Origin of the sequence: Mycobacterium kyogaense (genome assembly GCF_036946525.1) — a bacterium.
Classification (GTDB): domain Bacteria; phylum Actinomycetota; class Actinomycetes; order Mycobacteriales; family Mycobacteriaceae; genus Mycobacterium; species Mycobacterium kyogaense_A.
This window is the reverse complement of record NZ_JAQIIY010000023.1, coordinates 69,066-92,988: the sequence shown is the minus strand read 5'-3', so window position 1 is coordinate 92,988 and position 23,923 is coordinate 69,066. Positions and strand designations below refer to the sequence as shown.

Here is a 23,923-nt window from a genome sequence, read left to right as displayed (position 1 = left end):
GATGTTTCCGTCCTCGGGGATTCGCAAGCTCGCCCGAAGCGAGGAGATGTTCGCCGAGACGCACAACTTCATCGGGTTGGCGGCGCACGTCAAGGGACCGATGGACGCCGATGCGCTGTCGGACGCGTTCGACGCGCTACTGGAGGCGCATCCGGTGCTCGGCGGGCATCTCGAGCAGCTGCCCGACGGCAAGTGGGAGATCGTGCTCGACGATCTGATGCACCCGGGAATCGACGTGGTCGAGCTGACCGGTGACGAGCCGGCGCCGCCGCTGATCTTCGACCAGACCCAGTCGCTGGTTCATCTGCGCCTGACGGTCCGTGACGGCGTGGCCCAGCCGACGCTCTACATCCACCACAGCCTGGCCGACGGCCACCACCAGTTCAGCCTCGTCGAGGAGCTGTTCTCCACCTACACCGATCTGGTGACCACGGGCACCACACGGCCGGTGAAGGTGCATGCCGCACCGGAGCCGCTGGAGGTCATCCTGGCCAGTCGCGGGGTGGAGAAGAGGCCGCGCTCGGGGCTGGAGCGGCTGCTGGCGGCGATGTTCGCCTACGAGCTACCGCCGTCGCGCCGCGCACCTTCAGAGACCAATCCGGTGCTGCCGCAACTGGTTCCGATGGAGTACTGCACGCTCTCGGAGCAGGACACCGAGAAGATCATCGCGTTCTGCCGGGCCAACAAGCTCGGGCTGAACAGCCTGCTGTCGGCGGCCGTGCTGATGGCCGAGTGGGAGGTGCGCAACACCCCCAACATCCCGGTGCCCTACGTGTATCCGGTCGACCTGCGCTATCTGCTGACGCCGCCGGTGTCGGCGACCGAGAGCACGAACCCGGTGGGGATCGCGACGTATCTGGCCGAGATCCATCCGGGTACCGATGTGGCCGCACTGGCCCGCGACATCAACGACACGTACAAGAAGGACATCGCCGAAGGCGTCATCCAGCAGAGCTTCCTGCACTTCAGCCCGCAGTACGTCGGCAATCCGCCCGGCCTGCCCGATGTGGTGATGTTCACCGACAACGGCATCGTGCCGCCGCTGCGCACTCCGCCGGACATGGAGGTCGCCGCGAGCCACGGCGAGTTCTACTTCGCGGTCGGCGCGGGGATCGAGATCTACACGTCGAAGATCTTCAGCGGGCAGTTGATGATCGAATACCACAGCCACGGCCCCGATCGCGACAAGTCGATCGCCGCGATCGAGGCGCAGCTGCGCACCATCGCGGCCAAGCAGGCCGCGACCACGGACGCCTAGGCGCCGAACGCGAAGCGATGGTATTGCAACGAGGTCCGCAGCGGCGGCGCAGCCGCGACCAGACGTTTGAGCGCGTGCATGCCGCGACTGGTGCGGGCATAGGTGCTGGCGTCGAAAAACGTTGTCGCCGAGAGCAACCGGATGTCGGGCAGCTTGTCCAGGATCTGCTGGGGGGTGTTCACCGCCCAGTACAGCACCGAGCCGGAGGTGCGCACCAGCGATTGGCTCTTCTGGGATTTGATGGCCAGCCAGTTGAAGAAGTCGATCTGAAGCTCGCCGGTGCCGAAGCGGTCGACGAACCGGCGCAGCAGCGCGATGCCCTCGTCCTCGGTCAGGTACATGCTGATGCCCTCGGCGATCAGCAATGTCGGACGGTCGGCCGGAATCTGCTCGAGCCACTGCGGTTCGGTGGCGGGCGTCGCGATCAGCTCGTAGTTGTCCCGGGTGGGGTAGATCTGTTCGCGCAGCGCGATCACCTGCGGGAAATCGACGTCGTACCAACGCACGCCGGGCCCGGGGTCGACGCGGAAGACGCGGCAGTCCAACCCACAACCCAGGTGCACCACGGTGCACTCGGGGTGCGCGGCGATGAACTGCCGCACCCAGATGTCGTACTGCGCGGTGCGAACGGTGAACAGCGGCGCCCACTTCGGGGTGATCTCCAGCTCGCTCCAGTCGAAATCGAGCTTGCCGATCGCGGCCTTGGCGAACCGGTCGCCGAGGATCGGCTGGTCGAAATCGGCGTCGAGCGCCTTCAGGTACAACGTGGACAGCATCGTCTTCGCGGGGCCGCTCAGATTGACCGCAACTTTGTCGTTCACGTGTGTGAGGCTATGCGCTCGAAGCCCGGCGTGGCACGCCGGGTTCCCCAGGCCAGGAAAGGATGTGCCGGAGTTGGCTGATTCACCGAAGGTGCTGCTGCTCTACTACAGCTACACCGGACAGGCCAAGAGGGTGCTCGACGCCGCGGCCGAGGTGTTCCGTGCCCGCGGCTACGACGTGACCGAGGCGCCGATCGAGTTCACCGATCCCCGCTACGCCGAGCGGTTCTCCCGCTTCCCGATGCAGCGGGTCTGGCCGGAGTTCCTCGGCATGCTGCCTGCACAGACACGCAAGCGCACCGGCGACATCCGCACGCCCGATGCGGTACGCACCGGCTCCTACGATCTGATCTGCATCGGTTCGCCGACGTGGTGGGACACGGTGTCGATGCCGCTGCGCACGTTCTTGATGTCGCACGAGGCGCGGCCGGTGTTGGACGGCAAGCGTTTTGCGGTGTTCGTGGTGTGCCGGCGCAAGTGGCGCAAGAACCTCGCGGGGGTCCGCAAGCTGGCCGAGAAGAAGGGCGGGCGCTACGTCGACGGCATCCACTTCACCTATCCGGGTGGGGAGCTGCCGTCCATGCTGTCACTGACCAGCTACCTGGGTTCGGGGGAGTACAAGGAGCGCTACCTGGGCATCAAGCTGCCCCCGACCAACATCAACGACGAACACCTCGAAGAGGCGCGACGGTTCGCCGGCCGGGTGGCCGACAAGGTCTTCGGCCGCGCATCGTCGGAGCGTCCGTAACCGTGGCGCGTCCGTTCGACGTGAGTGCCGAGGCGAACGCCGAGGTCTCCGACGTGCTCGCCGCCTTCGGCACGCGGGACTACTGGCTGGCCCGGCTGGCCGCCTACGGTGGCGATTCGATGACGTTGGATTCGCTGACCGTGGAGCCCGACGGCGCCATCGTCGTGCAGACCACCCAGGATCTGCGTCAGGACATGCTGCCCGGCCAGATCGGGCGCATGCTGCCCGGTGACACCTCGATCACCCGCAGGGAATCCTGGCGCCCCAGTGTCGACGCATCGGAGGTGCACGGCGAGTTCGGCATCACCGCCCGCGGAGTGCCCAGCTCCGGGTCGGGAACCATGGTGTTGCAGGCGATTCCGTCGGGATCGCGGTTGCGGGTGCGCGGCACGGTCGAGGTGAAGATCCCGTTCATGGGAGGCCGCATCGAACGCTATGTCGCCGATCTGATCGCGCGCGACGTCCCGCAGATGCAGCAGTTCACCGCGTCCTGGATCGCCGGGAAGGCGTGACGATGCCCGAACCCATCCCGAGCGCCGAGGACGCGCTGGCCCGGCTGGACATGCCGCTGGTCGAGGCGATGATGACCCAGCGGGCGATCCGGCGGGTGCGCCCCGATCCGGTCGACGACGCGATCGTGCTCAAATGCATCGAACTCGCCCTGCGGGCCCCGACGGGTGCCAACGGGCAGAACTGGGAGTTCGTCGTCGTCAAGGACCGGCGCGTCAAGAAGAAGCTGCAGCGTCGATACCGGTTGGCGTGGCGCGCTTTTCACCTCACGTCTATTCGCGACATCGCGTCCTACGACGAGGAGATGGCCAAGAGCGTCAAGGCCATCGAATGGCAGCTGGAGCATTTCACCGAGATTCCGGTACTGGTCATCGCATGTCTGAAGCTGGGCGCCCGCGACGGCAAGGTCCCGTTCGTGCCGATGCCCCATTCGGCGGCGTCGTCGTTCTTCGGCTCGATCTATCCCAGCATCCAGAACCTGCTGCTGGCGGCCCGCTCGATGGGGCTGGGTGCCTCGCTGATCACGCTCCCGCTGTGGAACCTCACGTCCGCGCGGCGCATCCTCGGGCTGCCGATGGATGTCACCCCCGTGCGCGGTGGTGCCGCTGGGCTGGCCCAAGGGCCGCTACGGCCCGACCACGCGCCGGCCGGTGGACGAGGTGGTGCACCTCGACCGGTACGGCAACCGTGCGTGGTTCGGCCCGCGCTCGAGGTGACGGTGGCCGTGCGATTCGTCCGGCGCGTGGACGGCGTGACCTACGACTTCGTCCGCGACGGGCAGGCCTGCGGCTACCCCTCTTTTCGACGAGCCGGCACCGACCTGTGGTGCCGGCGACTTCCCGACTTCGGCTGGGCGGTGTGCGACGAGGCCGCTTCAGTGTCGAGTCGCCCCTTCGGTGATGCGGGCCGGGGTGACCTGCCACCCGAGGGCGTCTGGGTGAGCTACAAAGGTGATCGGTCCTACGTCTACGACCTGATCCACGTCGACGGTGACGCAGCGTCGGGTCGCGAATCCGGTTGAGGCCGTTCGGCTGTGCGACGTCAGGCGGCCTTGTTGCTCGTCAGCGCGAGTGCGCCGGCGAGACCGATCATCATGGTGCCGCCGGCCGCGCGCAGCGCCGACAGGCGTTCACCGGAGGTCGCGAACCACGCGCGTGCGGTTCCCGCCGCCAGCGCCCACACGCTGTCGCACGCCCAGGCGATGAGAGTGAAAGTGAGCCCGAGGATCATCATCTGGGTGGCCACGGCGCCGGCGTGGATATCGACGAACTGCGGCAGCGCTGCGACGAAGAACACGATGGTCTTCGGATTGGTCACGCCCACGATGAAGCCCTGACGCAGGCTCTGCCATGACGATGCCGGTGGCTGACCGGAGGTCGCGACCATGGCGTGGTCCCGTCGATGCCGGATGGCCTGGACACCGAGGTACACCAGGTACGCAGCACCGGCGAGCTTGATCGCCGTGAACAGCAGGATCGACTGTGCCACCACGGTTCCCACGCCGAGGGCGACGGCGGCGACCAGCGGAAGGGCCCCGAGCTCGTTGCCCACCACACTCAGCAGTCCGGCACGCCGACCCGACGAGAGGGACCGGCCGATCACGAACAGCACGCTCGGTCCGGGAATGGCGATGATGATGACCGACGTCACGGCGAACGCCGCGAGCGCTTCCCAGGATGGCATCGCCGTAGGTTAACCGCCGACGGTCGCCATCTCCACCGACTTTTGCACTTACTCCGTGCCGCCGGAGTCCTTCTTCGACGTCTTCGCCGAGCCCGAGCCGGATGACGAATCGCTGGACTTTTCCGCGCGGTCAGCCGTGCGCGAGGACGCCTTGTCGGTGGCCTTGTCAGAAGCCTTCTCGGTGGCCTTCTCGGTGGCCTTCTCTGTGACGCTGGCGAACTTCTTCTGCAGGTTCTCCACCGTCGCGCTCACGCTGAACGACCCAGTGCGACCCTTTGTCGCAGAGGGCTTTTCGGTGGATGTGTCGGCAGACTCTGCCGTGGACGTCGCGGCATCGTCCTGGTCGGCCGTCTCGGCGTCGCTGGTGTCCTCGGTCGTCTCGGTCGCCGGTGCGACGTTGGTCGCCTCGGCGGCCTTCTTGCCGAACAACCCGGTGACGGTGCGCGTCGGGGCCTGCACCTCCGGCGCCGCCGGCGGCGCCGTCACGGTGTCGAGGCTGACCAGACGGTTCGTCTCGGTCTGGGTCTCGGGAGCGCCACCGGGCCAGCCCGTCGGGTTGTCCGGGTAGTCCTTGTCCTCGACAGCGGGGTTCTCGGGCTTGGGAATGAAGAGCTTGACGAACGTCTCGATCTGGCGCACAGCGAGAAAGTCCGGCAACTGTCCGGTGACCTGCAGTGCGGCCGCGAGATTGGCACTGGCGGTGACGAAGTCGTACATCGTGACGGGCCGGAAGGCCTCGGGCTCACCGGTGAAGTAATCGGCGACGGACTTGATGACCTCGAACCGGTCGAGCTTGATCGTCTTCTCGGACCACTCTGTGGGCTGGCCGTCGACCGGGTTGATGACGACGGGGAAGGTGTAGCCCTCGGGGGAGTAGAACTTCCACATCGGCACCGTGAACATCGACTTCAGCATGCCGATCGGGTCCGGGCACTCGAAGGCGCAGCCCGCGTACATCGGGAGGTTGGCCGCTGCCCACCAGTTCAGGTGCTCACCGAGCGGCCGCGACAGCGCCGGGAACGGCACCAGCATGTCGACGAAACCCTCGAGCATCTCGGGGTTCGCCGGATCCCAGCCCCACACGTTGTTGGGCTGCGAGACTTCCCAGCTGCCGCTGGCCGCCATCGCGTCCGCGAACCGCTGGATGCCGAACACGAGGTTGGCCGGGGTGTTGAGCGCAGCCATGAACGCGTTGGCCGGGATGTTGGCCACGGACCCGGTCAGCGCGACATCGGCGTCGCGGACCATGGTCGTGTGCGGAGTCGGGGCGACGGGACTGACGGCGATGAGGCTGGCCCCCCACCAGCGCCACGCCCGCGGTGGCGTACGGACGCAAAGCTGTATGCATCGGGAATCCTTCTGTGGTCGGACATGACGGTCGCGTGCACACCCGCTCCCCGCGTGCGGCGGACGTACGTGACCGTAGCAAAGTAACGATAGACGGTCACGGTACCTCCGTGTGCAAAGACTGCGAAAAGCTCCCCGGCGAGTTCGGCGCCATCGCTCGCCCGCGTCAGACGCGCCTGACCTCGACAGCAGCGGTGGCAAAATTGACCCGTCAGCAAATAAGTGGCGGGTGCGCCGGTCCTGCCCACGTCACGCTGACTGCGTGCAGCAATGTAACGAAAACTGACGCTCTGGCGAAGTCAGCTAACTCACCAACGCGAAGCCGCCTCGGCTCAGAGCTTCTTGAGCCCGCGCAACACGGTCCCGAACGGCCCGCTCGCCGCGACCGCCTTGCGCAGCCGCGGGTTGAGTTGGCTCGCGTTGAGCACCAGCAGGTACCGCAGCCCGTGATCGCGCCACTCGGCGATCTGGCCGAGCACATCGTCGGCCGTGCCACTGAACGTGATCTCCCGCATCAACGACGGCGGTACCGCCTTGGTGTAGGCCAGCGCGCTCTCGTAGTCGATGGTCTGGGGGACCAGGTCCTGCACCCCCGGAGAAGTCCGCGCCCAGCGGGTGCACGGCGCCGTGGCGGGCCCACACCTCGGCCGGCGCCGCCAGCGCCGACGACTTCAGGATGACCCCCGTCGAGGGCCTCGTCCACGTCGTCGCGGGTACGGCCCACCACGACGGCGCGGTTCAGCGCCGGGACGATCGTCTCCGGATCTCGGCCCGCGTCGGAGGCCACCTGACGCACGACGTCGAGTGAGCGGGCGTAGTCGACCGGGCGGGAGATCGTGAACGGCACCCAGCCGTCGGCGTGCCGACCGGTGATGCGCAGCATGCGCGGCCCTTGGGCGGCCACCCACATCTCGGGCCAGGAACCGCGGTAGGGCGGCAGGTCGAACACCGCGTTGTGCAGCGGGAAGAACTCCGAATCCCGCGTGATCGGCTCGCCGCCGGAGTTCCACAGCGCGCGGATCGTCGCCACAGCCTCCTCGAAGCGCGCCACAGGCCGTTCCCAGGGCACGCCGTAGGGCTCGTTGCCCTCGCGTTCGCCGACCCCGATACCGAGCATGGCCCGGCCCTTGGTCAGCAGATGCAGTGTCGCCGCGGCCTGCGCGGTGACCGCGGGGTTGCGCCGGCTGGCGTCGGTGACGCAGACACCGAGCCGCAGCCGGGTGAACCGGTTGCGCGCCGCGAGGTGGCCCAGCATCGTCCAGGGTTCGAGGATCGCGTCGACCTTCGGCACCAGCTTGGTGCCGATGCCGAGGTGCTCGGGGGTGGCCAGAGAGCGGGGGATCAGCGAGTTCAAGTGATCACCCACCCACAGCGAGTCGCCCCCTGTTGAGAGCCACCGTGGCGCCGGCGAACCGGGTGGCGGCGGTCGGCGAGAACCGGGTGTTGACGATCCCGTCGAGCAGGCCGAATCGCAGCCCGCCGGTGGATGTTCCGCCTCGTCGGGCGCTCGACCTCATAGGGGAAACCGTACTATCAGGGACGCTGCCCACCCCGCCCGCCCGATGCGCTGCGAAAACCGAGGAGACCATTGCTCGAGGTTGTCGACCGGGGGCAGGCGAGCGCCGACCATCCCCACCCCGCTGCTGTTCGTCCACGGCGCCTGGCACGCCGCATGGTGCTGGGACGAGCACTTCCTGGGCTGGTTCGCCGACCGCGGCTATCGAGCGCTGGCACTGAGCCTGCGTGGCCACGGCGCGAGCGGCACCGACAAACCCCTCAACGACTGCACGTTCGACGACTTCGAGGCCGATGTCGCGGCTGTTGCCGGCGACCTCGGGACGCCGCCGGTGCTGATCGGGCACTCCATGGGCGGTTTCGTGGTGCAGAAATACCTGGAAACCCACGACGCGCCGGCGGCGGTACTGATGGCGTCGATGCCCCCCGCAGGGCTACCTGCGTTCGGGTCTGCGCTGGTTGCGGCGGCACCCCTGGCACTTCGCGAAGATGTCGGTGACGCGTCGGACGCTGCCCTACGTCAGTACTCCCGAGCTGGCACGGGAGCGATTCTTCTCGCCGCACACCCCCGAGGAGCTGGTACTGCGGTACGCCCAACGGCTGGGTGAGGAGAGCGCCCGGTCGGGCACCGACGGGATCGTCAACCGGCCGCACCCGGACCGGATCCACACGCGGATGCTGGTGCTGGGCGCCGCCGACGACGGCGCCGTGATCCGTGCCGAGGTGGAGGCCACCGCGCGGGCCTACCGCACCGAGCCCGAATTCTTCCCGCGGATGGGGCACAACATGATGCTCGAGCCGGGGTGGGAGGCGGTGGCCGCCCGCATCGCCACCTGGTTGGCCGCCGAGGGGCTGTAGACGCTGGCGCGAAACGGCCTCCGGCAAAGGATCCCCAGTCCGACGCCGCGACCGCTTGTTTGCGCTTTCACATTGCTGACGAGGATCTGACGGCTCGGCATATTGACGCCTCCGACATTCGCAAAGCCTGGTCAGGCATGACATTTCGGCGACGGGGCACCCGTATGACAAAACGCCCGCCGAGTGCGCCAGGCAGGCGGAACGCGTATATCGACGTGGACACATGTGACGGCGTAGCAATTTCTCATTAGCTGGACACCTGCATCACACTTCTGTACTGTCATCGTGATCTCGTCGTGACCCGTTACGCGAGACCTCCGAGCACGTCCGACGAGAGGGATGCACAGATGCAATCAGCGTTGCGGCCGTACGTCACGACAGGCGTTGCGCTTGTCGGGGCGTCGTTGATCGCGGCGGGGTCGGTACTGCCGGTCGAGGCCGCAGTGAGCGCTGCCCAGGAACGGACCATCTCTTCGATGGACGTCGACCTGGTTGCGGCGAGCACCGGCCTGAAGCCCGGCCAGTCCTACGCCAACATCATTCCTAATCTCTTCAACGCGGTGCTGAGCATCCCGCAGGCCGAGATCGATGGCATCAACCGGTTCTCCGCCGCGATGGAGGAGAGCAAGAGCTGGTGGGTCTACAGCGACGTCAACGTCCTCGGGTGGGATCCGCCGAACGAGGAGATGACCAAGGGCTTCGTGGACATGCTCCTGCCGTTCAAGCCTTTCTCGGAGCAGGCGGGCATCGCCACGTTCTACTGGTTCGCCGCGAACTTCCCCATGGACGCGGGCTGCTCGGGCCTGCCGCCGTGCCCGCACCCGGAGAGCATCCTCAGCCACATGTTCACCGTGGCGCCGTGGGAGTTCTACACCGGCGACGGCTACACGTTCCCCCAGGTGATCAACCCGGTCAGCGCCAACGAGACGTACTGGGGCCAGGAGCTCGGCGAGACGGGCGATCCCACCAACTGGTCAGGCACGACTGTCAAACTCGATCCCAACGCCGGCTGGAACGCGACGTGGGACTACCTGCTGAATGCTCCCGACCCGGTCGACTTCCCCTCCGGTAAGGAGATCTGGGACACCACGGTCCGCCTGACGTCGGCGCTGTGGAAGAGCTGGTACCCCTTCGTGCCGCAGAGCACGCTGTGGAACCCGCAGATGTCGCTGTCGGCCTACGTCCTGCGTCCGTTCGCGAAGGTGCTCTGCCCGGATTGCAACAAGGCAGACCCGTTCATGCCGACGGACTGGAACCCCGGCGACGACATCCCGCCGAACAGCTACGTGCCGCCGAAGTACAAGAAGAACTACGACGAGGACGGCCACTGGATCGGGCCCAAGCCCGGCGAGGAGACCTCGACGGCGACCACGCTGCTGGCCGCCAAGACCACGCCCGAGGTCACGGCCGACGTGGAGGAGCCCACCAAGGACACCTCCGCTGACGCGGTCAAGCCGGCCAAGAAGAACGACTTCCTGGCCAACGCCATCCAGAACCTGACCGACAAGTTCAACCAGGGCAAGGTTGCCGACGCCGACAAGAGCGAGGCCGGCGACAAGGGTGACGACAAGGGCACGGACCAGGGTGCTGCCACGACCCCCGCTCCCGAGGTCACCCCGGTCGTCGACAAGACCGACGACGGCAAGACGTCGGACGACTCGGCCAAGCCCGCCAAGAAGTGGTCGTTCGGCAAGGACCGCAAGGCCGACACCGATGCAAGCGCCGATACGTCCAAAGCCGATGCGGCAGGGGCCAATTCGTCGGCCGACGCAAAGCCTGCCAAGAAGGCGCCGAAGTTCGGCAAGCGTGACGCCGGTGGCGACGGTTCGGGTGCCAAGGCCGGTGCGGACAAGTCCGATGGCGGTGACAGCAAGTAGGAGCGGGACTGCGGAAACCCGTAGTATCGCCACGTGAGTACCGAGCAATACGACGCTGTCATCGTCGGCGCGGGATTCGGCGGAATGGGCGCCGCGATCCAGCTCAACAGGCTGGGGTACCGCCGGATCGTCATCCTCGACAGGGAGGACGATCTCGGCGGTACCTGGCATGTGAACCGGTATCCGGGCCTGACGGTCGACGTCCCGTCCACCACGTACTCGTACTGGTTCGAACCCAACCCGTACTGGTCACGTCTCTACGCCCCCGGCGCTGAGCTCAAGACCTACGCCGACCACGTCGCCGAGAAGTACGACCTGCGGCGCTACATGCGCTTCAACACCACGGTCGACGGTGCCCGCTGGGACGAGGAGTCTCAGACCTGGCAGGTGTCGCTCCAGGGTGGGGAGACGCTGCGTGCACAGTTCCTCATCCTGGCCACCGGCTATCTGAGCCAGCCGAAGAAGCCCGAGATCCCCGGCATCGAGGACTTCGCCGGCACCGTGCTGCATGCCCAGGAGTGGAACGACGACTACTCGCTGCGCGGGAAGAAGGCGGCGATCATCGGGACCGGGTCGACCGGCGTCCAGTTGATCCCCAAGCTCGCCGAGGACGTCGCCGAGCTGACCGTGTACCAGCGCACCCCGATCTGGGTGATGCCGAAGTTCGATCTCACCTTCGGCCCCACCGCGCAACGAGTTTTCGCGAGATTCCCTGCAGCACAACGGGTTCTGCGAATGTCCAGCGATCTGTTCATGGATCTGATGGTCACCATCGCGATGTGGAAGTTCCGGCAGTTCCGGCCGGTGAACAGCGCAGCAGCGGCCATCGGCGCCCTTCACCGCTTCCTGTCGATCCGAGACAGGGAATTGCGGCGCAAGCTCACCCCGAACTACGACTTCGGCTGCAAGCGTCCGACGCTGTCGAACGTGTACTACCGCGCGCTGAACAAGTCGCACGTGCACCTCGAGACCACCGGCATCGAGCGCATCGACCCCGACGGCATCGTCACCAGCGACGGGGTCAAGCGCACTGTCGACACCCTGGTTCTCGCCACCGGTTTCGACGTGTGGGAATCCAACCTGCCTGCGATCCCGGTGATCGGCCGGCAGGGCCGCGATCTCGGAAAGTGGTGGCGCGAGAACGGGTTCCAGGCCTACGAGGGCATGACGGTGCCCCTGTTCCCCAACATGATCAACCAAGCCAGCCCGTACGCCTGGGTGGGCATGTCGTGGTTCGACACCGTCGAGTACCAGATGCGGCACATGAAGCGACTGTTCGGTGAGCTGCAGCGCAGCGGTGGCCGGGCGTTCGAGGTCACCGAGGAAGCCAACGACCGGTTCCTCGACCGCATGCTGACACTCCTCGACGATTCGGTGTTCCGACTCGGCGACTGCACCAACTCGCGGTCATACTGGTTCAACAAGTCGGGCGAGGCGCCGCTGTTCCGGCCCACGTCCATCCGTCAGGCCGTCAAGGAGCAGGAGCACTTCCCGCTCGACGATTACCAGATAGCCTGACGCCCCCAAGCGACGTCTCCGAGAAGCGACGTCTCCGAAAAGCGACGAGGTGACACCATGACAGCGGCCACCACAGATCCGGTGAAGCTGCCACCCGGCCCGCCCCTGCCGAAGCTCGTGCAGGGCGCCGCCGTGCTCGCGGCCCGCTACGGCTCGATCGCGGCGCTGGGCCGCCGCTACGGCTCCACGTTCACGCTCAAGGTGCCGGTGTTCGGCACCACTGTGGTGATCAGCGATCCCGCACTGGTCAAGGAATTGTTCAGCAGCAGCCGCGAATTGATCGGGCGGCCGCAGAACAACCTGGGTGGCGACGTGCTGGGCCCCGGGTCCATCTTCAACCTCGAAGGTGACGCGCTGCTCGCGCGCCGCAAGCTGCTCCTGCCTCCGTTCAACGGCAAGAACATGCGCGCCTACGAGAGCATCACCGAGCAGGAAGTGCTGCGCGAGATCGGCTCGTGGTCCGAGGGTGTCGAGTTCCCGACGGTCGATCCGATGATGCGCATCACGCTGAACACGATCCTGCGTGCGGTGTTCGGCGCCGAGGGTGCCGAGCTCGACGAGATGCGCGACCTGATGCCCAGAGCCGTCGAGTTCGGGTCGAAGATCGCGCTGATGCCGTCGATCGTGCGCAAGGACGTGGGTCCGTGGAGCCCGGGCGGGAAGTTCGCCGGGTATCGGCGCCGGATGGACGAGCTGCTGAAATCCCTGATGGACAAGGCGCGTTCGGATCCGGACTTCACCGACCGCGGCGACGTGCTGTCGCTGCTGCTGCAGGCCCGCTACGACGACGGTTCACCGATACCGGACAATTACATCGTCGACGAGCTGCTCACCATGCTGGTGGCCGGGCACGAGACCACCTCGACGCAGTTGGCGTGGACCATCGAGCGCATCCGTCGCCATCCTGACCTGCTGGTCCGGTTGACCGAGGAAGTCGACGCGGGCGGCAACGACCTGCTGCTGGCCACCATCGCGGAATCGCAGCGCACACGTCCGGTGCTGACCGCCGCGCTGCGCCGTGCCCGCACGCGAATTCAGTTGGGGGAGTGGGTCGTTCCCGAGGGTGCCACCATCCTGGCGAGCACACAGCTCGCGATGGCAGCCGAGAGCAGCTTCACCGATGCCGAGCGCTTCGACCCCGATCGTTTCGTCGGCAAGCCGCCCAACCCGTTCGCATGGATTCCCTTCGGCGGCGGCATGATGCGCTGCATCGGGGCCTCGTTCGCGACGATGGAGATGGAGGTCACGCTGCGCACCATCTTGCGTGAGTTCCGTATCGAGCCGACCAGCGCACCCGACGAGAAGCCCCACAGCCGGGGCGTCACGGTCACACCGGCCCAGGGCGGCCGCGTCGTCGTGCGCCGCCGTACACCGGCCGGGCCGCGCGCCGCCGATTCGGTCTCGGCGGGCAACGGCGAGGCACGCTAGAACCGGTAGGACAGCACTCGCGCCTTGCGGGCGATTGACGGGATGCGGTGAGAGAGCCGCGCCGCCACGCGAAGTCCGCGGGGGAATGCGGCGGCTTCTGGTCGCTGCATGACGCTCTGTTCCCGACTCAGGGTCAGGGCGGCCCAGGATTCCGGGCGGCGGGCATCGGCGAAGCCGGGGAAGTTCCATTGGTTGTGGGGCGAGTTGGTCTTGCGCGAGGTGGCCAGTCGGCCCAGCAACCGGTTGGCCCGGCTCACCGGCCCGTAGTCGTTGAACGCCAGCACACCGGCACCGAAATGTGTTGCCACATCTGAGAACAGCGCCTTCGCAGTGGGCTCGTCGAGGAACGCGATCAACCCGTCGGCGAACACCATGGCGGGCCGGTCGGCCGGGATCTGATCGGCCCAGCCCCTGGCGGTCAGATCAGCGGGCACGGGATGGTCGGCCGGGTGGGCCGGAAGGACGGCGGCACGCAGCGTCAGCACGGCGGGCCGGTCGACGCTGTACCAGTCGACGCCGGGCGCGGGGTTCACCCGGTGCACAGCCGCGGACAGGCCGGCCCCCAGGTCGACCACGACCGCATCGGGGTGCTCGGACAGGAACGCGTTGATGATCTCGTCGATCATCTTGGCACGCAGGGCCACCAGCGGTACCACGCTCGGCGTGGCGGCCAGAGTGGTGAAGTCGTAGTCGATGGCGCCGACGGTCTCGGCCGCCCACCGATCGCCGAGGATCGGCCGGGCCGCGCGCTGATCGAGAGCGCGGCAGTACTCGGTCAGCAGGGCAGTCTGTTCGAGCGGTGCGAGATGGCTGACGTCCATGACATCAGCCAAGCACAGCCGGTGCCGTCACTGCTGTCCGGATGCGTTGTCCCCGCCCGTTGCAGTGCTTTCCGATGCGGTCGACGAGCGGGTGTGTCGCTCGAAGAGGCGGGCGAAAGGCCGTTTGCGCGCGGGCGCGCGATCCGCGGTGCTCGTCGTGGCCGACTCCTCCGCGGTGTCTGTGTCGGGCGTGGTCTCTGCGTCGACATCCCCGGCGTCGACATCCCCGGCGTCGATGTCGGCAACCGTCGGTTCGTCTTCGGTGACGGGCGCCTCGTCCTCGGTGGGGGTCACCTCCGCCGCCGAGGCCGCGCGCGCTTTCCGCGCGTCGTGCGCGGTGGTCAGCGCTGTCGCCAACGGAGTCGCTGTGCGGGTCTGCGGCTCAGGACCGGGCTGCGGGGCCGGCGGTGGCACGACCGGGGGCAGCAGGTCCGGTGGCCAGCCGGGGGAGTCCGGCAGGTAGGACCTGTCGTAGCCCTTCTCGATCTTCGCTTTCAGCGGACCGTTGAGTTCGTCGGCGAGCTTGTCGAGGCCCATCTTGCGCAGCGGCTCCAGCAGCGGGATGTTCTCCGTCGGAACGAAGACGTAGATCGTGTTGCCCTCTTTCCAGACGTAGTTCGCGGGGTCGTAGATGTCGATGTCGTCGTAGTCGACGTGCGTGTTGGTCAGCCCGGCGTTGGCGTTGAGGAAGGCCAGCAGGTTCATCGGGTTGTCCGGCCAGTCGGAGGCCCTGTCGTACTGCCGCGTCACGTCAATGACGTCGTAGTCGGTGGCCGGCGTGATCGAGCCGAGCCGCCTGTGCGTCCCGCCGTACTTGCGGTCCGGATTGCCGATGAGGACGAAGCTGAGCTGTTCTGGGGTCGGCACCCCCTCGGTCCCGGCGCGGTCTTCGAGCCACTGCCCGATCACCCGCGCGCCCTGGCTGTACCCGAAGACCACCATGGGCTGGGTGAAGTCGGTGGCAGCGATGGCCGCCTGCAGGTCGTCTGCACCGGTGTAGCGGTCGAGGTACGGATAGGCGACGGGCGTGCACGTGCGTGTGCCGGTGCACATGATGCCGCCGTGGTCGTCGCTGTTGTGCCCTGGATACAACGCCAGGGTCACCACCTTGAGTTGGTCCGGCAGGGCGGCGGAGGCCTCGGGTGCCACCATCAGGCTGGGCGCGCTGACCGTCACGGGGAGCACTGCAGCAGCTGCGACCACCGCGACCCACCGGTGTGCTGAACGCTTAGCTGACTTCTTGCTGAAACGCATGTGCCCTCCCCGGCGCTGCAATTTGCTGCGTAGCACACACACTACGCGCTGATGCGCAGGTAACAGGGATCTTCAGCTGTGAGTTTAAGGAATAGATCGGTCGGGGCGACACGATCAATAGTAGATTGCCGGACCAATCGAGTTTGGGAATGCTCCGAGGTGGGTAACGAGTTTGCTCGCGACTCAGACTTTGCCGGCGACGAAGTCCGCCGCCTGCGCGACCATCCCGTTGTCCACGTAGGCGAAGTGCGCCGGCAGGCTCAACCCTTTGGAGCAGAAGAGATCGTCGAGCGCGCACATGTCGATGCTTCGCGGGCCGTAGGTGCGGCTCATCGCCGGCAGCGGACCGCCGCCCTTGACGTCACGCAGCGGATTGCCGAAGACGGCGATGGCGGCGATGTGATCGGAGAGATGCGCGGGCAGGGGCGTCGGTGTGTAGTGGCCCAGCGGTTGCGGGTCCACGGTGATGAGATCGATGACGCCGGCGCCCTGGGACATGCCGCCGAGCACCAGCCGGGTCGATGGGCAGTTGTCAGCCATCCACTGCACGCGGGCGGTGGCATCCCTGGCACCAGCGGGGGCCGATTCGTCGAAGTCGAAGCCCGCCGGATAGTTGACGGCATAGGCGCCCACGGACCGACCGCCGACCTTCGACCGCAGCGAGTCGACGAACGCGTCGCCGACGAACCCGAGGCCCGGGTCGGCGCCGGTGCCCCGCGCGAAGATGACTTCGATGTCCGGGCAGGGTTGCGCCTGCGCCGCCGGGGCGCCGGTGAGCCCGGTCAGCAGCCCCAACGGCGCCAGAATCACCGCTCCGAGAACACTCTTGGCTCGCCGCACATTCATGTAGCCATGCTAGCCAACAGGTTCACAGGAACCGGGGAAAGTGGTGCTGACCTGCGGCGTCAGTTGAAGGCGTAGTGACTCAGCGGGAAACTCTCGTTCTCCCGGTTGGTTTCGTTCGTCGACGCGGGACGCACCAGCGTCTCCCCACTGGGACTGAAGTAGTACGACCGTGACCGCGCGCAGTCGCCCTGCCGGAACACGGTCTTGCCCAGCTTCGCCGACATCCGTTCCCGGAACTCCGCATTCGCTTGCTCGGTCACCTCGAAGACGCCTGCGCCACGCCGTTGCAGTTCACCGAAGAGCCGGTCCATGTGTCGCATCTGGTACTCCATGGTGTTGAAGTACGACAGACCACTGGAGGCATACGGCCCGGCCAGCATGAAAAGGTTGGGGAACGCGGGCACCGTGACACCCTGATAGGACTGGAACCCGTTGTCGCGCCACCACTTCCCGAGATTACGGGCGTCGCGGCCGATCAGTTCGATGGCCGGGATGTTGGCTTCCCAGATGTCGAATCCGGTGCACAGGACCAGCGTGTCGATCGTCGCTTTCGTGCCATCGCAGGCAACGATGCCGTCGGAAACGACCCGTTCGATGCCGGCGGTCTGCAGGTGCACATGCGGTTTGGCCAGCGTGCGGTAGTACGAGTTCGAGTAGGTCGGCCGCTTGCATCCGAAGTCGTAGTCCGGGGTCAACTTCGCCCGCAGGCTCTTGTCCCGGATCGAGAAGAAGCGGTGCGCCGCAGACAGGTAGGACGCGAAGACGTTGAGCTGCCGGAAGTACTTGTAGTTGATCACCGACAGGATCATCATCACTTCGAGATTGGCGTCCGTGGAGAAGCGGAACGCGCGCTGCAGCAACGGGATACGGGCAAACAGTCGACGCAGGAACGGCGGGATGGCGAAGTCCATCTTCGGCACCACGTGGATCGGCGTGCGCTGATACACCGTCAGGTCCGCCGCGGTCTTCGACAGCTCGGGGATGAGCTGCACGGCCGTCGCGCCGGTACCGATCAGGCCGATCCGCTCGCCGGCCGGCGAGTAGTCGTCGTCCCAGTCCATGCTGTGGATGATTCGACCGTCGTAGTCCTCGATACCCGGGATGTCGGGGTTGCGTGGCTGCGACAGGTACCCGGTCGCGGTGACCAGGAACCGCCCGGTCAGTGTCTCCCCGTCGGACAGCGTGACCTGCCAGAATTGGTTCTCCTCGTCCCACCGCGCGCCGTCGACCGACGCGTTGAACCGCATGTGCCGGCGCACGTCGTACTTGTCGGCGACGTGGTCGGCGTACTCCTTCAGTTCGGAGCCCGGGGCGTAGAGCCGCGACCACCGCGGATTGGGCTCGAACCAGTAGGAGTAGGTCGGCGACGGGATGTCGACGGCCAACCCGGGGTAGTGGTTGACGTGCCACGTGCCGCCCAGGTCGTCCTCGCGATCGACGATCAGGATGTCGTCGTAACCCATCTTCTTGAGCTGGATCGCGGCACCCATTCCGCCGAATCCGGCGCCCACGACGATCGCGTCGTACTGCGGGGAATCCATGGAGATCAACGCTACCTCACAGCAAATAGATCATCGGCCACAGCAGTTTAGGCCCCCACCCGGCGAAGCGCTGGCCGTCACACCGTTCCTCGGACACCACTGTGCTTTTGACACCACGAAGCCCCGACCAGGTGGCCGGGGCTTCGGGCGGGTGTCTGAAAGCTTCAGGCAGCCTCGAGTTCCGGGGAGGGCTTACTCCGAGGAGCCGGAGGAGTCAGACGACCCTGGTCCGTCGGACGACGAATCGTCCGAAGCAGCCTGCTGGCGGGCTGCCTTTCGTGCTTCACGCTTGGCGGCCGCCTCCGCCTTCGCCGTGGCCCTGGCCTCGGCGCGTGCCGCCTTCGCCTCGGCCCGCTTGGCCTTGGCCTCTGCCCGAGCCTCGGCCCGTGCGTCGCGACGCTCCTGTGCCGTCACCTTGGGTTCCGGCTGAGCCTGCCCGGCAGAGGCTTCCTCGCCGGTCGTGCTGGCATCGGAGGTCTGCGAGGCGGCCGTGACTTCGGGTGCGGTCAGCGCAGCGACCTTGACTGCGGGAGCGGCATCGTAGCGGCTGTAGCCCTTGTCGATCTTGGCCTTGAGTTCGGCCTCCTTGGGCTTGAGCCACGGCATCAGCTGCACCAGCGGCAGCGTGGCCGTCGGCACCAAGTAGTGCTCGGTGACACCGCCCTTGGCGTTGACGGTCTCCGAGTAGTACTTCGTCCCCTTGAGCGCTTCCAGCTCTGCCATCGAGGTCGTGTACATGACGGGAACGTGCACGACGATCGAGCCGGCCATCGCGTTGGCCATCGCCAGGAAGTTCCACGGGCGGTCGGGCATGTCGGCCATGCCGTCGTATTCACCGGTGATCACGACGACGTTGAACGGCGTGACGGGCGGCGGCTGGTAGGTGTAGTCGTACTTCGAGCTGTACTTGGCGTCCTTGATCAGCTCCTGGCGGCTGGAGTCCTCGACCACGATGAACGTCACCTTCGAGGGGTCGGGCATGGTGCCCTCCTCCATCCATTGGCGCATCACCTCGTTGACGACGAGCGAGCCGGCCGACAATCCGACGACCGTGACCTTGTCGTTGGGGCCCTGGAGGTTCCCGACTGCGGTGTCGATCGCAGCGTCGAGGTTCGGGATGCCGATGCGAATCGACGCGCCGAGTGTCATGTCGCCCTTGCCCGAGTACGGCCCGGCCTCCGCCGGCCACGACACCGATGTTCGAACATCGTTCTTGAAGGCGCCCTCGAGGAGCGGCTTCATCAACGTGTCGTCCATGGACTTGATCTTGATACCGCCGATGATCACCGCAGTACTCACGGCACTGGCTCCGGTGGCGGTGGTCAGCGCTATCGCGATTGAGGCAAAAGCGGTGCCACAGGCAACACCGGCCTTGCGAATGGTGTTCTTCATGACATCTCCCCGAATTGAACTGATTGTCGACTCGCCGTTCTCGGCGCGACAAGAGCATATTGCGCGTCCGTCAACAAGTTTGTAGCAAAAACAACACATTTCTAATTGACGCAAACTAAGCAAAGTGCGTACCTATTGCCGTTATGTTTCGTTTATAGGTTCTCTACTTTGGTAGAGAATTCTCTTCCGCGATTTCAGTGAAAACCAATTATCAGAGACAGCCGGTCATGTTTTAGCATGCTAAACACTGTTTTTGAGCTGATACTGACAAGACCAGCGCTGTTGCAGCAAAACTTACACGCACGTTATTCATCGAATCTCTGTATTTGTAGAGATTGGCGCTGAGATGTTGCTGACACCTGAGTGGCTAAAAAAAATTTTTGGTCTGTACCATCACCTGCAGCACACCCGGATGCCGAGGTAGCCAACCAGTGAACATTCCGTGGCCCCGAGGGCGGTCCTTCGTGGCACTGCACGTTCTGGCGAGCGAACCAACTGACTTCCGAGTAAGAAGCCGAGTACCCAGAGCAAACCCAAATGACACGCTCTGCCACCTAGCAACGAGTCGTGGGGTTGCCGTGCATCCCGCCGTCGGCCCCCGCGTCCGACCCGGCGACTCGAGCCGCCTACGAAAAACGTTGTCGGACAATGTCTTTGATCTGCACCCGAATTCCGCCACGAGAGGTCGTTGACGTGTGCGTCACCGCACCATGCTCGGGCAGCCGGCGGAAAGTGAATAGCCACGATCGCCCAACATGCAGGAAGTAGCCAGATTTCACTTCCCGTGAGTTTGCTATGTAGCCACGCAAAAAGTAGTTGCATACGGTAACGTCCGCGTCGGTCGGCGCGCTGACACACCGTCAGCGCAGAAGCACCGTCGTGGCCCTCAGGCAACGGTCACGCAGCGCCGGCGCTCCCATCGCTCGACCATTCGGTACCTCTCCACCTGTGTTGTCCCGTCATCTGACGACCGCGCGGTCGTCTCTTCGGAAGGAATGTGGCGTGAAACGAGCGACCAAGGCAGTGGTGACTGCAGCGGCATTGCCGATCGCGGCGACCCTTCCCCTGACGTTCGGTGGCGGTGCGATGCCCGCTGCGGCAGCAGCTGCCGCAGCAGCCACGTCGACGGCCTCGTCGTTGATCCCTCCGGGACCTGCCACGGTGCTGCACCACGGCCCGACGCCCTGGGACATGGCGGACAATCTCGGGGGAGTGCTCTGTGATGCTCCCAAGGTGTGCCGTGAGGTCCAGTACGACTGGATTCAGCCCTACGGCCCCATCGAGTTCGGTGTCACCGAGAACGTCAATCGTCTCGACCGAGCGATTCACAACGTGGGCACCGACCCCAAGATCGTGTACGCCTACAGTGGTGGCGCCCGCATCGCGTCGGTGTGGCTGAAGGATCACGCACGTGACAAGGACGCGCCGACCCCCGACGAACTCTCGTTCGTGCTGCTCGGCAACGGCGGGCGCAAGTACGGCGGGGTGAACGGCTGGTTCTGGGGTGATCTGCTCCGGACGCCGACGAACACGCAGTACGACATCGTCGACGTTGCGGCCGAATACGATCCGATCGCCGACTTCCCGACGAACCCGTTCAATCTGCTGGCGGTCGCCAACGGCGTCGCCGCATTCGTGTACGTGCACTTGCGGTACGACGAGGTCGATCTCGACAACCCGGACAACATCGTCTGGAAAGAAGGCAAGACGACCTACGTCTACGCACCGACCGAGCATCTGCCGCTGCTGCAGGGCTTCTACGACATGGGGCTGGGTTCCCTGGTCGCTGACATCGAGCCGAAGCTGCGCGCGATCGTCGACAGTGCCTACAACCGAACCTGGTTGGAGGGCAAGCCCACTCAGGGTGAACTGGCGGCGGGCGCGACCGCCGCTGTCACCTCGACACCCCAGGCTCGCCCGCTCATCCGCGCGGCGGCCGCCGAGGACACAGACACCACCGAGACCAAAGAACCGGACGGCGAGCAGGCCGCGGCGGAATCCGACCCGAAGCCGAGCGACGCTCCGGTGGTGCAGGCTCCGGATGCGAGCGCGGAGACCACTTCTGACGCCAGCCCCGACGTGGAGCCGACCGAGGTGGCCGACGGGAGCGGTGGTACCGACGGCGCCGCCACAGCGGGGGGCAAGCACCGCATGCCGCTGCGGGGATTCTTGAAGGCCCTCGCGGGAGAGAAGGCCGACACCACGGACACCACGACGGACAAGAGCGACACGAGCGACAAAGCCGACAAGACCGACAAGAGCGATAAAGCAGACAAGACCCAGAAGACCGACAAGACCGAGAAGACCGACAAGACCGCGAAGACCGCGAAGGCCGACACGGGGGACAAGGCGTCCTCGTCCGCCGGGGGCGGCGCCGACTCGGGGAACTGACGCGGCGGCTGACCGCTATCCTTCCGAAGGTGTCATCACAGGGTCTGACGGGCAAGGTCGCATTCATCACCGGCGGTGCGTCGGGGATCGGGGCCGCCCTCTCGGAGGCTCTGGCCGCCGAGGGTGCCCACGTGTGGATCGCCGATCGACAGGTCGAGGTGGCCGAGAACCTGGCGCGGCGCCTACGCGGCGCCGGGGCCACCGCCCACGCGGTCGCCCTCGACGTCCGCGACCCCGCCGCGTTCGAGGCCGCCGTCGAGGCGACCGTGCGCACCAGTGGCCGCCTCGATTTCCTGTTCAACAACGCGGGCATCGGCATCGGCGGTGAGGTCGACGCGCTCACGCTCGACGACTGGACGGACATCATCGACGTCAACCTGCGCGGCGTCGTCCACGGCGTGCGGGCCGCCTACCCGAGGATGATCGCCCAGGGCAGTGGCCACATCGTCAACACGGCGTCGATGGCGGGCCTGATCACCACCTCCGCCCAGGCCGGTTACTCAGCCACCAAGCACGCCGTCGTCGCGCTCTCGAAGACACTGAGGGTGGAGGCAGCGGCACACGGTGTCCACGTGTCGGTGCTGTGCCCGGGGGTGGTGCGCACGCCGATCCTCACCGGAGGCGAATACGGCCGCAACCGCACCGTCAGCCGGGAGAACCTGATCAAGCTCGGTGAGGCGCTGCGCCCCATCGAACCGGAGCAGTTCGCCTCCCAGGCCCTGCGCGGCGTACGGCGCAACCAGGCCATCATCGTCGTGCCGCGATGGTGGAAGGCTCTGTGGTATCTGGAACGTCTGTCGCCCACGCTGTCGATGAAGACGGCGGCGATGGCGCTCAAGCGCACCCGTGAGGTGGCCTCAGCCCCGCTGCAGTAGCTGTCGCTCGTGACGCGGCCGCAATGCGGCCAGCCTGATGTCCCCGCGGTAGTGAGCCCGCACGCGGCGGTCCATGACCCACCGCCACAGGGGCGGGAACAGCGCGAGCACCACCATCGCCGCGTAGCCGGCCGGTAGCTGGGGTGCCTCGTCGGCATGGCAGAGCGCCTGGTAACGGCGCTGCGGGTTGGCGTGGTGATCGGAATGCCGCTGCAGATGGAAGAGGAAGACATTCGAGATGACCGAGTTGCTGTTCCAGCTGTGCGACGGGCGCACCGGTTCGTAGCAGCCGTCGCGCCGGCGCTGGCGGCGCAGACCGTAGTGCTCGAGATAGTTGATGGTCTCGAGCAGGAGAATGCCCAGCAGCGCCTGACCGAACAACCAGGGCGCGACCTCGATCCCGAATCCCACGATCAGCGCGCCGAACAGCGCGGCGGCCATCACCCACGCGTTGAGTACGTCGTTGTGCAGCGTCCACACCCGGTGTCCGTGGCGGCGCAGCCGACGGCTCTCCAGCGACCAGGCCGAGCGCAGGCTGCCCAGGATGGACCGCCAGTAGAAGGTGTACACGCTCTCGCCGAGGCGGGCGCTGGCCGGATCCTCCGGGGTGGCAACGCGGGCATGGTGGCCGCGGTTGTGTTCGACGAAGAAGTGGCCGTAGCCGGTCTGGGCGAGCGCGACCTTGCTGAGCCAACGTTCCGCGCGGGCGCGCTGATGGCCGAGTTCGTGGGCGGTGTTGATCGCGATGCCGCCGATGCCTCCGACGGTCAGCATCAACCCGACCTTGTCCGGCGGCGTCATCGTCACCCCGCCGCCGCCGGTCCACAACCAACACGCGAGCACCAGCGAGAGGTACTGGGCGGGCAGGTACAGATAGGTGGCCCACCGGTAGTAGCGGTCCTGCTCCAGGTAGGCCAGCAGGCTGTCGGGTGGGTTCTCCGAATCCGCGCCGACGACGTAGTCCAGCACCGGGATGATGACCAGCATCAGCACCGGACCGGACCACCAGAACAGCCCGGAACCGGACAGCAGGACAGCGCACCACGAGGCGGGCACCAGGATCGGGATCACGATTCCGAGCAGCCAGACATAGCGCTTGCGGTCCCGCCAGTCGCGGGGTGCAGCAGCGGGTCCGTTCTGGCCGGGCTGTCGGGTCGGCATCGCGCGCTGGCTCCCCCTCATCGCCGTACTGTTAGCTGATCTTCGCATCCCCATACGTCGATCCGGTAACGCCGTCATA

20 protein-coding genes and 2 pseudogenes are annotated in these 23,923 nt (G+C 66.3%); 12 read left to right on the top strand and 10 right to left on the bottom strand.

Annotated elements, in window-relative coordinates; genetic code table 11:
- The first annotated feature begins 1 nt into the window (after position 1).
- Complete coding sequence (locus PGN37_RS19810) at positions 2-1,258, top strand: phthiocerol/phthiodiolone dimycocerosyl transferase (RefSeq protein ID WP_335332712.1); 1,257 nt, start codon at positions 2-4, stop codon at positions 1,256-1,258.
- Here the strand turns inward: PGN37_RS19810 and PGN37_RS19805 are convergent.
- Positions 1,255-2,079 carry a class I SAM-dependent methyltransferase gene (locus PGN37_RS19805; RefSeq protein ID WP_335332711.1) on the bottom strand — a complete coding sequence of 275 codons (825 nt, stop codon included), beginning with the start codon at positions 2,077-2,079 and terminating at the stop codon, positions 1,255-1,257. The two genes, PGN37_RS19810 and PGN37_RS19805, sit on opposite strands and share 4 nt — an antisense overlap.
- 73 nt (positions 2,080-2,152) lie before the next feature.
- Between PGN37_RS19805 and PGN37_RS19800 the strand changes: the two genes are divergently transcribed.
- From PGN37_RS19800 to PGN37_RS19785, 4 genes and pseudogenes are all read left to right on the top strand, one after another.
- Positions 2,153-2,827 carry a flavodoxin family protein gene (locus tag PGN37_RS19800; RefSeq protein WP_335332710.1) on the top strand — a complete coding sequence of 225 codons (675 nt, stop codon included), beginning with the start codon at positions 2,153-2,155 and terminating at the stop codon, positions 2,825-2,827.
- A 2-nt stretch (positions 2,828-2,829) separates the two neighbouring features.
- Positions 2,830-3,339: a DUF2505 domain-containing protein gene (locus PGN37_RS19795; protein ID WP_335332709.1), complete on the top strand. Its 510-nt coding sequence runs from the start codon at positions 2,830-2,832 to the stop codon at positions 3,337-3,339.
- Positions 3,340-3,341: 2 nt separating this feature from the next.
- Positions 3,342-4,053, top strand: a pseudogene (locus PGN37_RS19790) (nitroreductase family protein).
- Between the two features lie 2 nt (positions 4,054-4,055).
- A complete protein-coding gene (locus PGN37_RS19785; protein WP_335332708.1) occupies positions 4,056-4,358 on the top strand; it encodes a hypothetical protein in 303 nt (100 codons plus the stop codon).
- Between the two features lie 20 nt (positions 4,359-4,378).
- Here the strand turns inward: PGN37_RS19785 and PGN37_RS19780 are convergent, their stop codons facing one another.
- The 3 genes and pseudogenes from PGN37_RS19780 to PGN37_RS19770 all read right to left on the bottom strand — a co-directional run bounded on the left by PGN37_RS19780 (position 4,379) and on the right by PGN37_RS19770 (position 7,884).
- A complete protein-coding gene (locus PGN37_RS19780; RefSeq protein WP_335332707.1) occupies positions 4,379-5,020 on the bottom strand; it encodes a LysE family translocator in 642 nt (213 codons plus the stop codon).
- Between the two features lie 48 nt (positions 5,021-5,068).
- Positions 5,069-6,268 carry a hypothetical protein gene (locus PGN37_RS19775; protein WP_335332706.1) on the bottom strand — a complete coding sequence of 400 codons (1,200 nt, stop codon included), beginning with the start codon at positions 6,266-6,268 and terminating at the stop codon, positions 5,069-5,071.
- A 431-nt stretch (positions 6,269-6,699) separates the two neighbouring features.
- Positions 6,700-7,884, bottom strand: a pseudogene (locus PGN37_RS19770) (LLM class flavin-dependent oxidoreductase).
- 45 nt (positions 7,885-7,929) lie between these two features.
- On the opposite strand from PGN37_RS19770, the gene PGN37_RS19765 reads away from it, so the two are divergent.
- The 5 genes from PGN37_RS19765 to PGN37_RS19745 all read left to right on the top strand — a co-directional run bounded on the left by PGN37_RS19765 (position 7,930) and on the right by PGN37_RS19745 (position 13,563).
- A complete protein-coding gene (locus tag PGN37_RS19765; RefSeq protein ID WP_335332705.1) occupies positions 7,930-8,490 on the top strand; it encodes an alpha/beta hydrolase in 561 nt (186 codons plus the stop codon).
- Positions 8,378-8,740: a hypothetical protein gene (locus PGN37_RS19760; RefSeq protein ID WP_335332704.1), complete on the top strand. Its 363-nt coding sequence runs from the start codon at positions 8,378-8,380 to the stop codon at positions 8,738-8,740. The genes PGN37_RS19765 and PGN37_RS19760 overlap by 113 nt, the downstream gene beginning before the upstream one ends.
- A 347-nt stretch (positions 8,741-9,087) precedes the next feature.
- On the top strand, positions 9,088-10,617 hold the full coding sequence (locus PGN37_RS19755; RefSeq protein WP_335332703.1) for a hypothetical protein: 1,530 nt from the start codon (positions 9,088-9,090) through the stop codon (positions 10,615-10,617).
- Positions 10,618-10,650: 33 nt separating this feature from the next.
- On the top strand, positions 10,651-12,135 hold the full coding sequence (locus PGN37_RS19750) for a flavin-containing monooxygenase (protein WP_335332702.1): 1,485 nt from the start codon (positions 10,651-10,653) through the stop codon (positions 12,133-12,135).
- A 57-nt stretch (positions 12,136-12,192) separates the two neighbouring features.
- A complete protein-coding gene (locus tag PGN37_RS19745) occupies positions 12,193-13,563 on the top strand; it encodes a cytochrome P450 (protein ID WP_335332701.1) in 1,371 nt (456 codons plus the stop codon).
- Here the strand turns inward: PGN37_RS19745 and PGN37_RS19740 are convergent.
- The 5 genes from PGN37_RS19740 to PGN37_RS19720 form a co-directional block, all read right to left on the bottom strand.
- A complete protein-coding gene (locus PGN37_RS19740; RefSeq protein WP_335332700.1) occupies positions 13,560-14,384 on the bottom strand; it encodes a class I SAM-dependent methyltransferase in 825 nt (274 codons plus the stop codon). The genes PGN37_RS19745 and PGN37_RS19740 overlap by 4 nt on opposite strands.
- 27 nt (positions 14,385-14,411) lie before the next feature.
- On the bottom strand, positions 14,412-15,560 hold the full coding sequence (locus PGN37_RS19735; protein WP_335332699.1) for a PE-PPE domain-containing protein: 1,149 nt from the start codon (positions 15,558-15,560) through the stop codon (positions 14,412-14,414).
- A gap of 261 nt (positions 15,561-15,821) precedes the next feature.
- The gene (locus tag PGN37_RS19730) at positions 15,822-16,484 is read right to left on the bottom strand and encodes a cutinase family protein (RefSeq protein WP_335332698.1); all 663 of its coding nucleotides are present in this window, start codon (positions 16,482-16,484) and stop codon (positions 15,822-15,824) included.
- A gap of 59 nt (positions 16,485-16,543) precedes the next feature.
- A complete protein-coding gene (locus PGN37_RS19725) occupies positions 16,544-18,025 on the bottom strand; it encodes a flavin-containing monooxygenase (protein ID WP_335332697.1) in 1,482 nt (493 codons plus the stop codon).
- 192 nt (positions 18,026-18,217) lie between these two features.
- The gene (locus tag PGN37_RS19720) at positions 18,218-19,417 is read right to left on the bottom strand and encodes a PE-PPE domain-containing protein (RefSeq protein ID WP_335332696.1); all 1,200 of its coding nucleotides are present in this window, start codon (positions 19,415-19,417) and stop codon (positions 18,218-18,220) included.
- Between the two features lie 1,002 nt (positions 19,418-20,419).
- On the opposite strand from PGN37_RS19720, the gene PGN37_RS19715 reads away from it, so the two are divergent.
- Together PGN37_RS19715 and PGN37_RS19710 are read left to right on the top strand one after the other, a co-directional pair.
- Complete coding sequence (locus tag PGN37_RS19715; RefSeq protein WP_335332695.1) at positions 20,420-21,808, top strand: PE-PPE domain-containing protein; 1,389 nt, start codon at positions 20,420-20,422, stop codon at positions 21,806-21,808.
- Between the two features lie 29 nt (positions 21,809-21,837).
- Entirely contained in the window at positions 21,838-22,683 is an 846-nt protein-coding gene (locus tag PGN37_RS19710; RefSeq protein WP_335332694.1) for an SDR family NAD(P)-dependent oxidoreductase, read from the top strand.
- Here PGN37_RS19710 and PGN37_RS19705 read toward each other — a convergent pair.
- The gene (locus PGN37_RS19705) at positions 22,666-23,844 is read right to left on the bottom strand and encodes an alkane 1-monooxygenase (RefSeq protein ID WP_335332693.1); all 1,179 of its coding nucleotides are present in this window, start codon (positions 23,842-23,844) and stop codon (positions 22,666-22,668) included. The two genes, PGN37_RS19710 and PGN37_RS19705, sit on opposite strands and share 18 nt — an antisense overlap.
- Between the last annotated feature and the right edge of the window lie 79 nt (positions 23,845-23,923).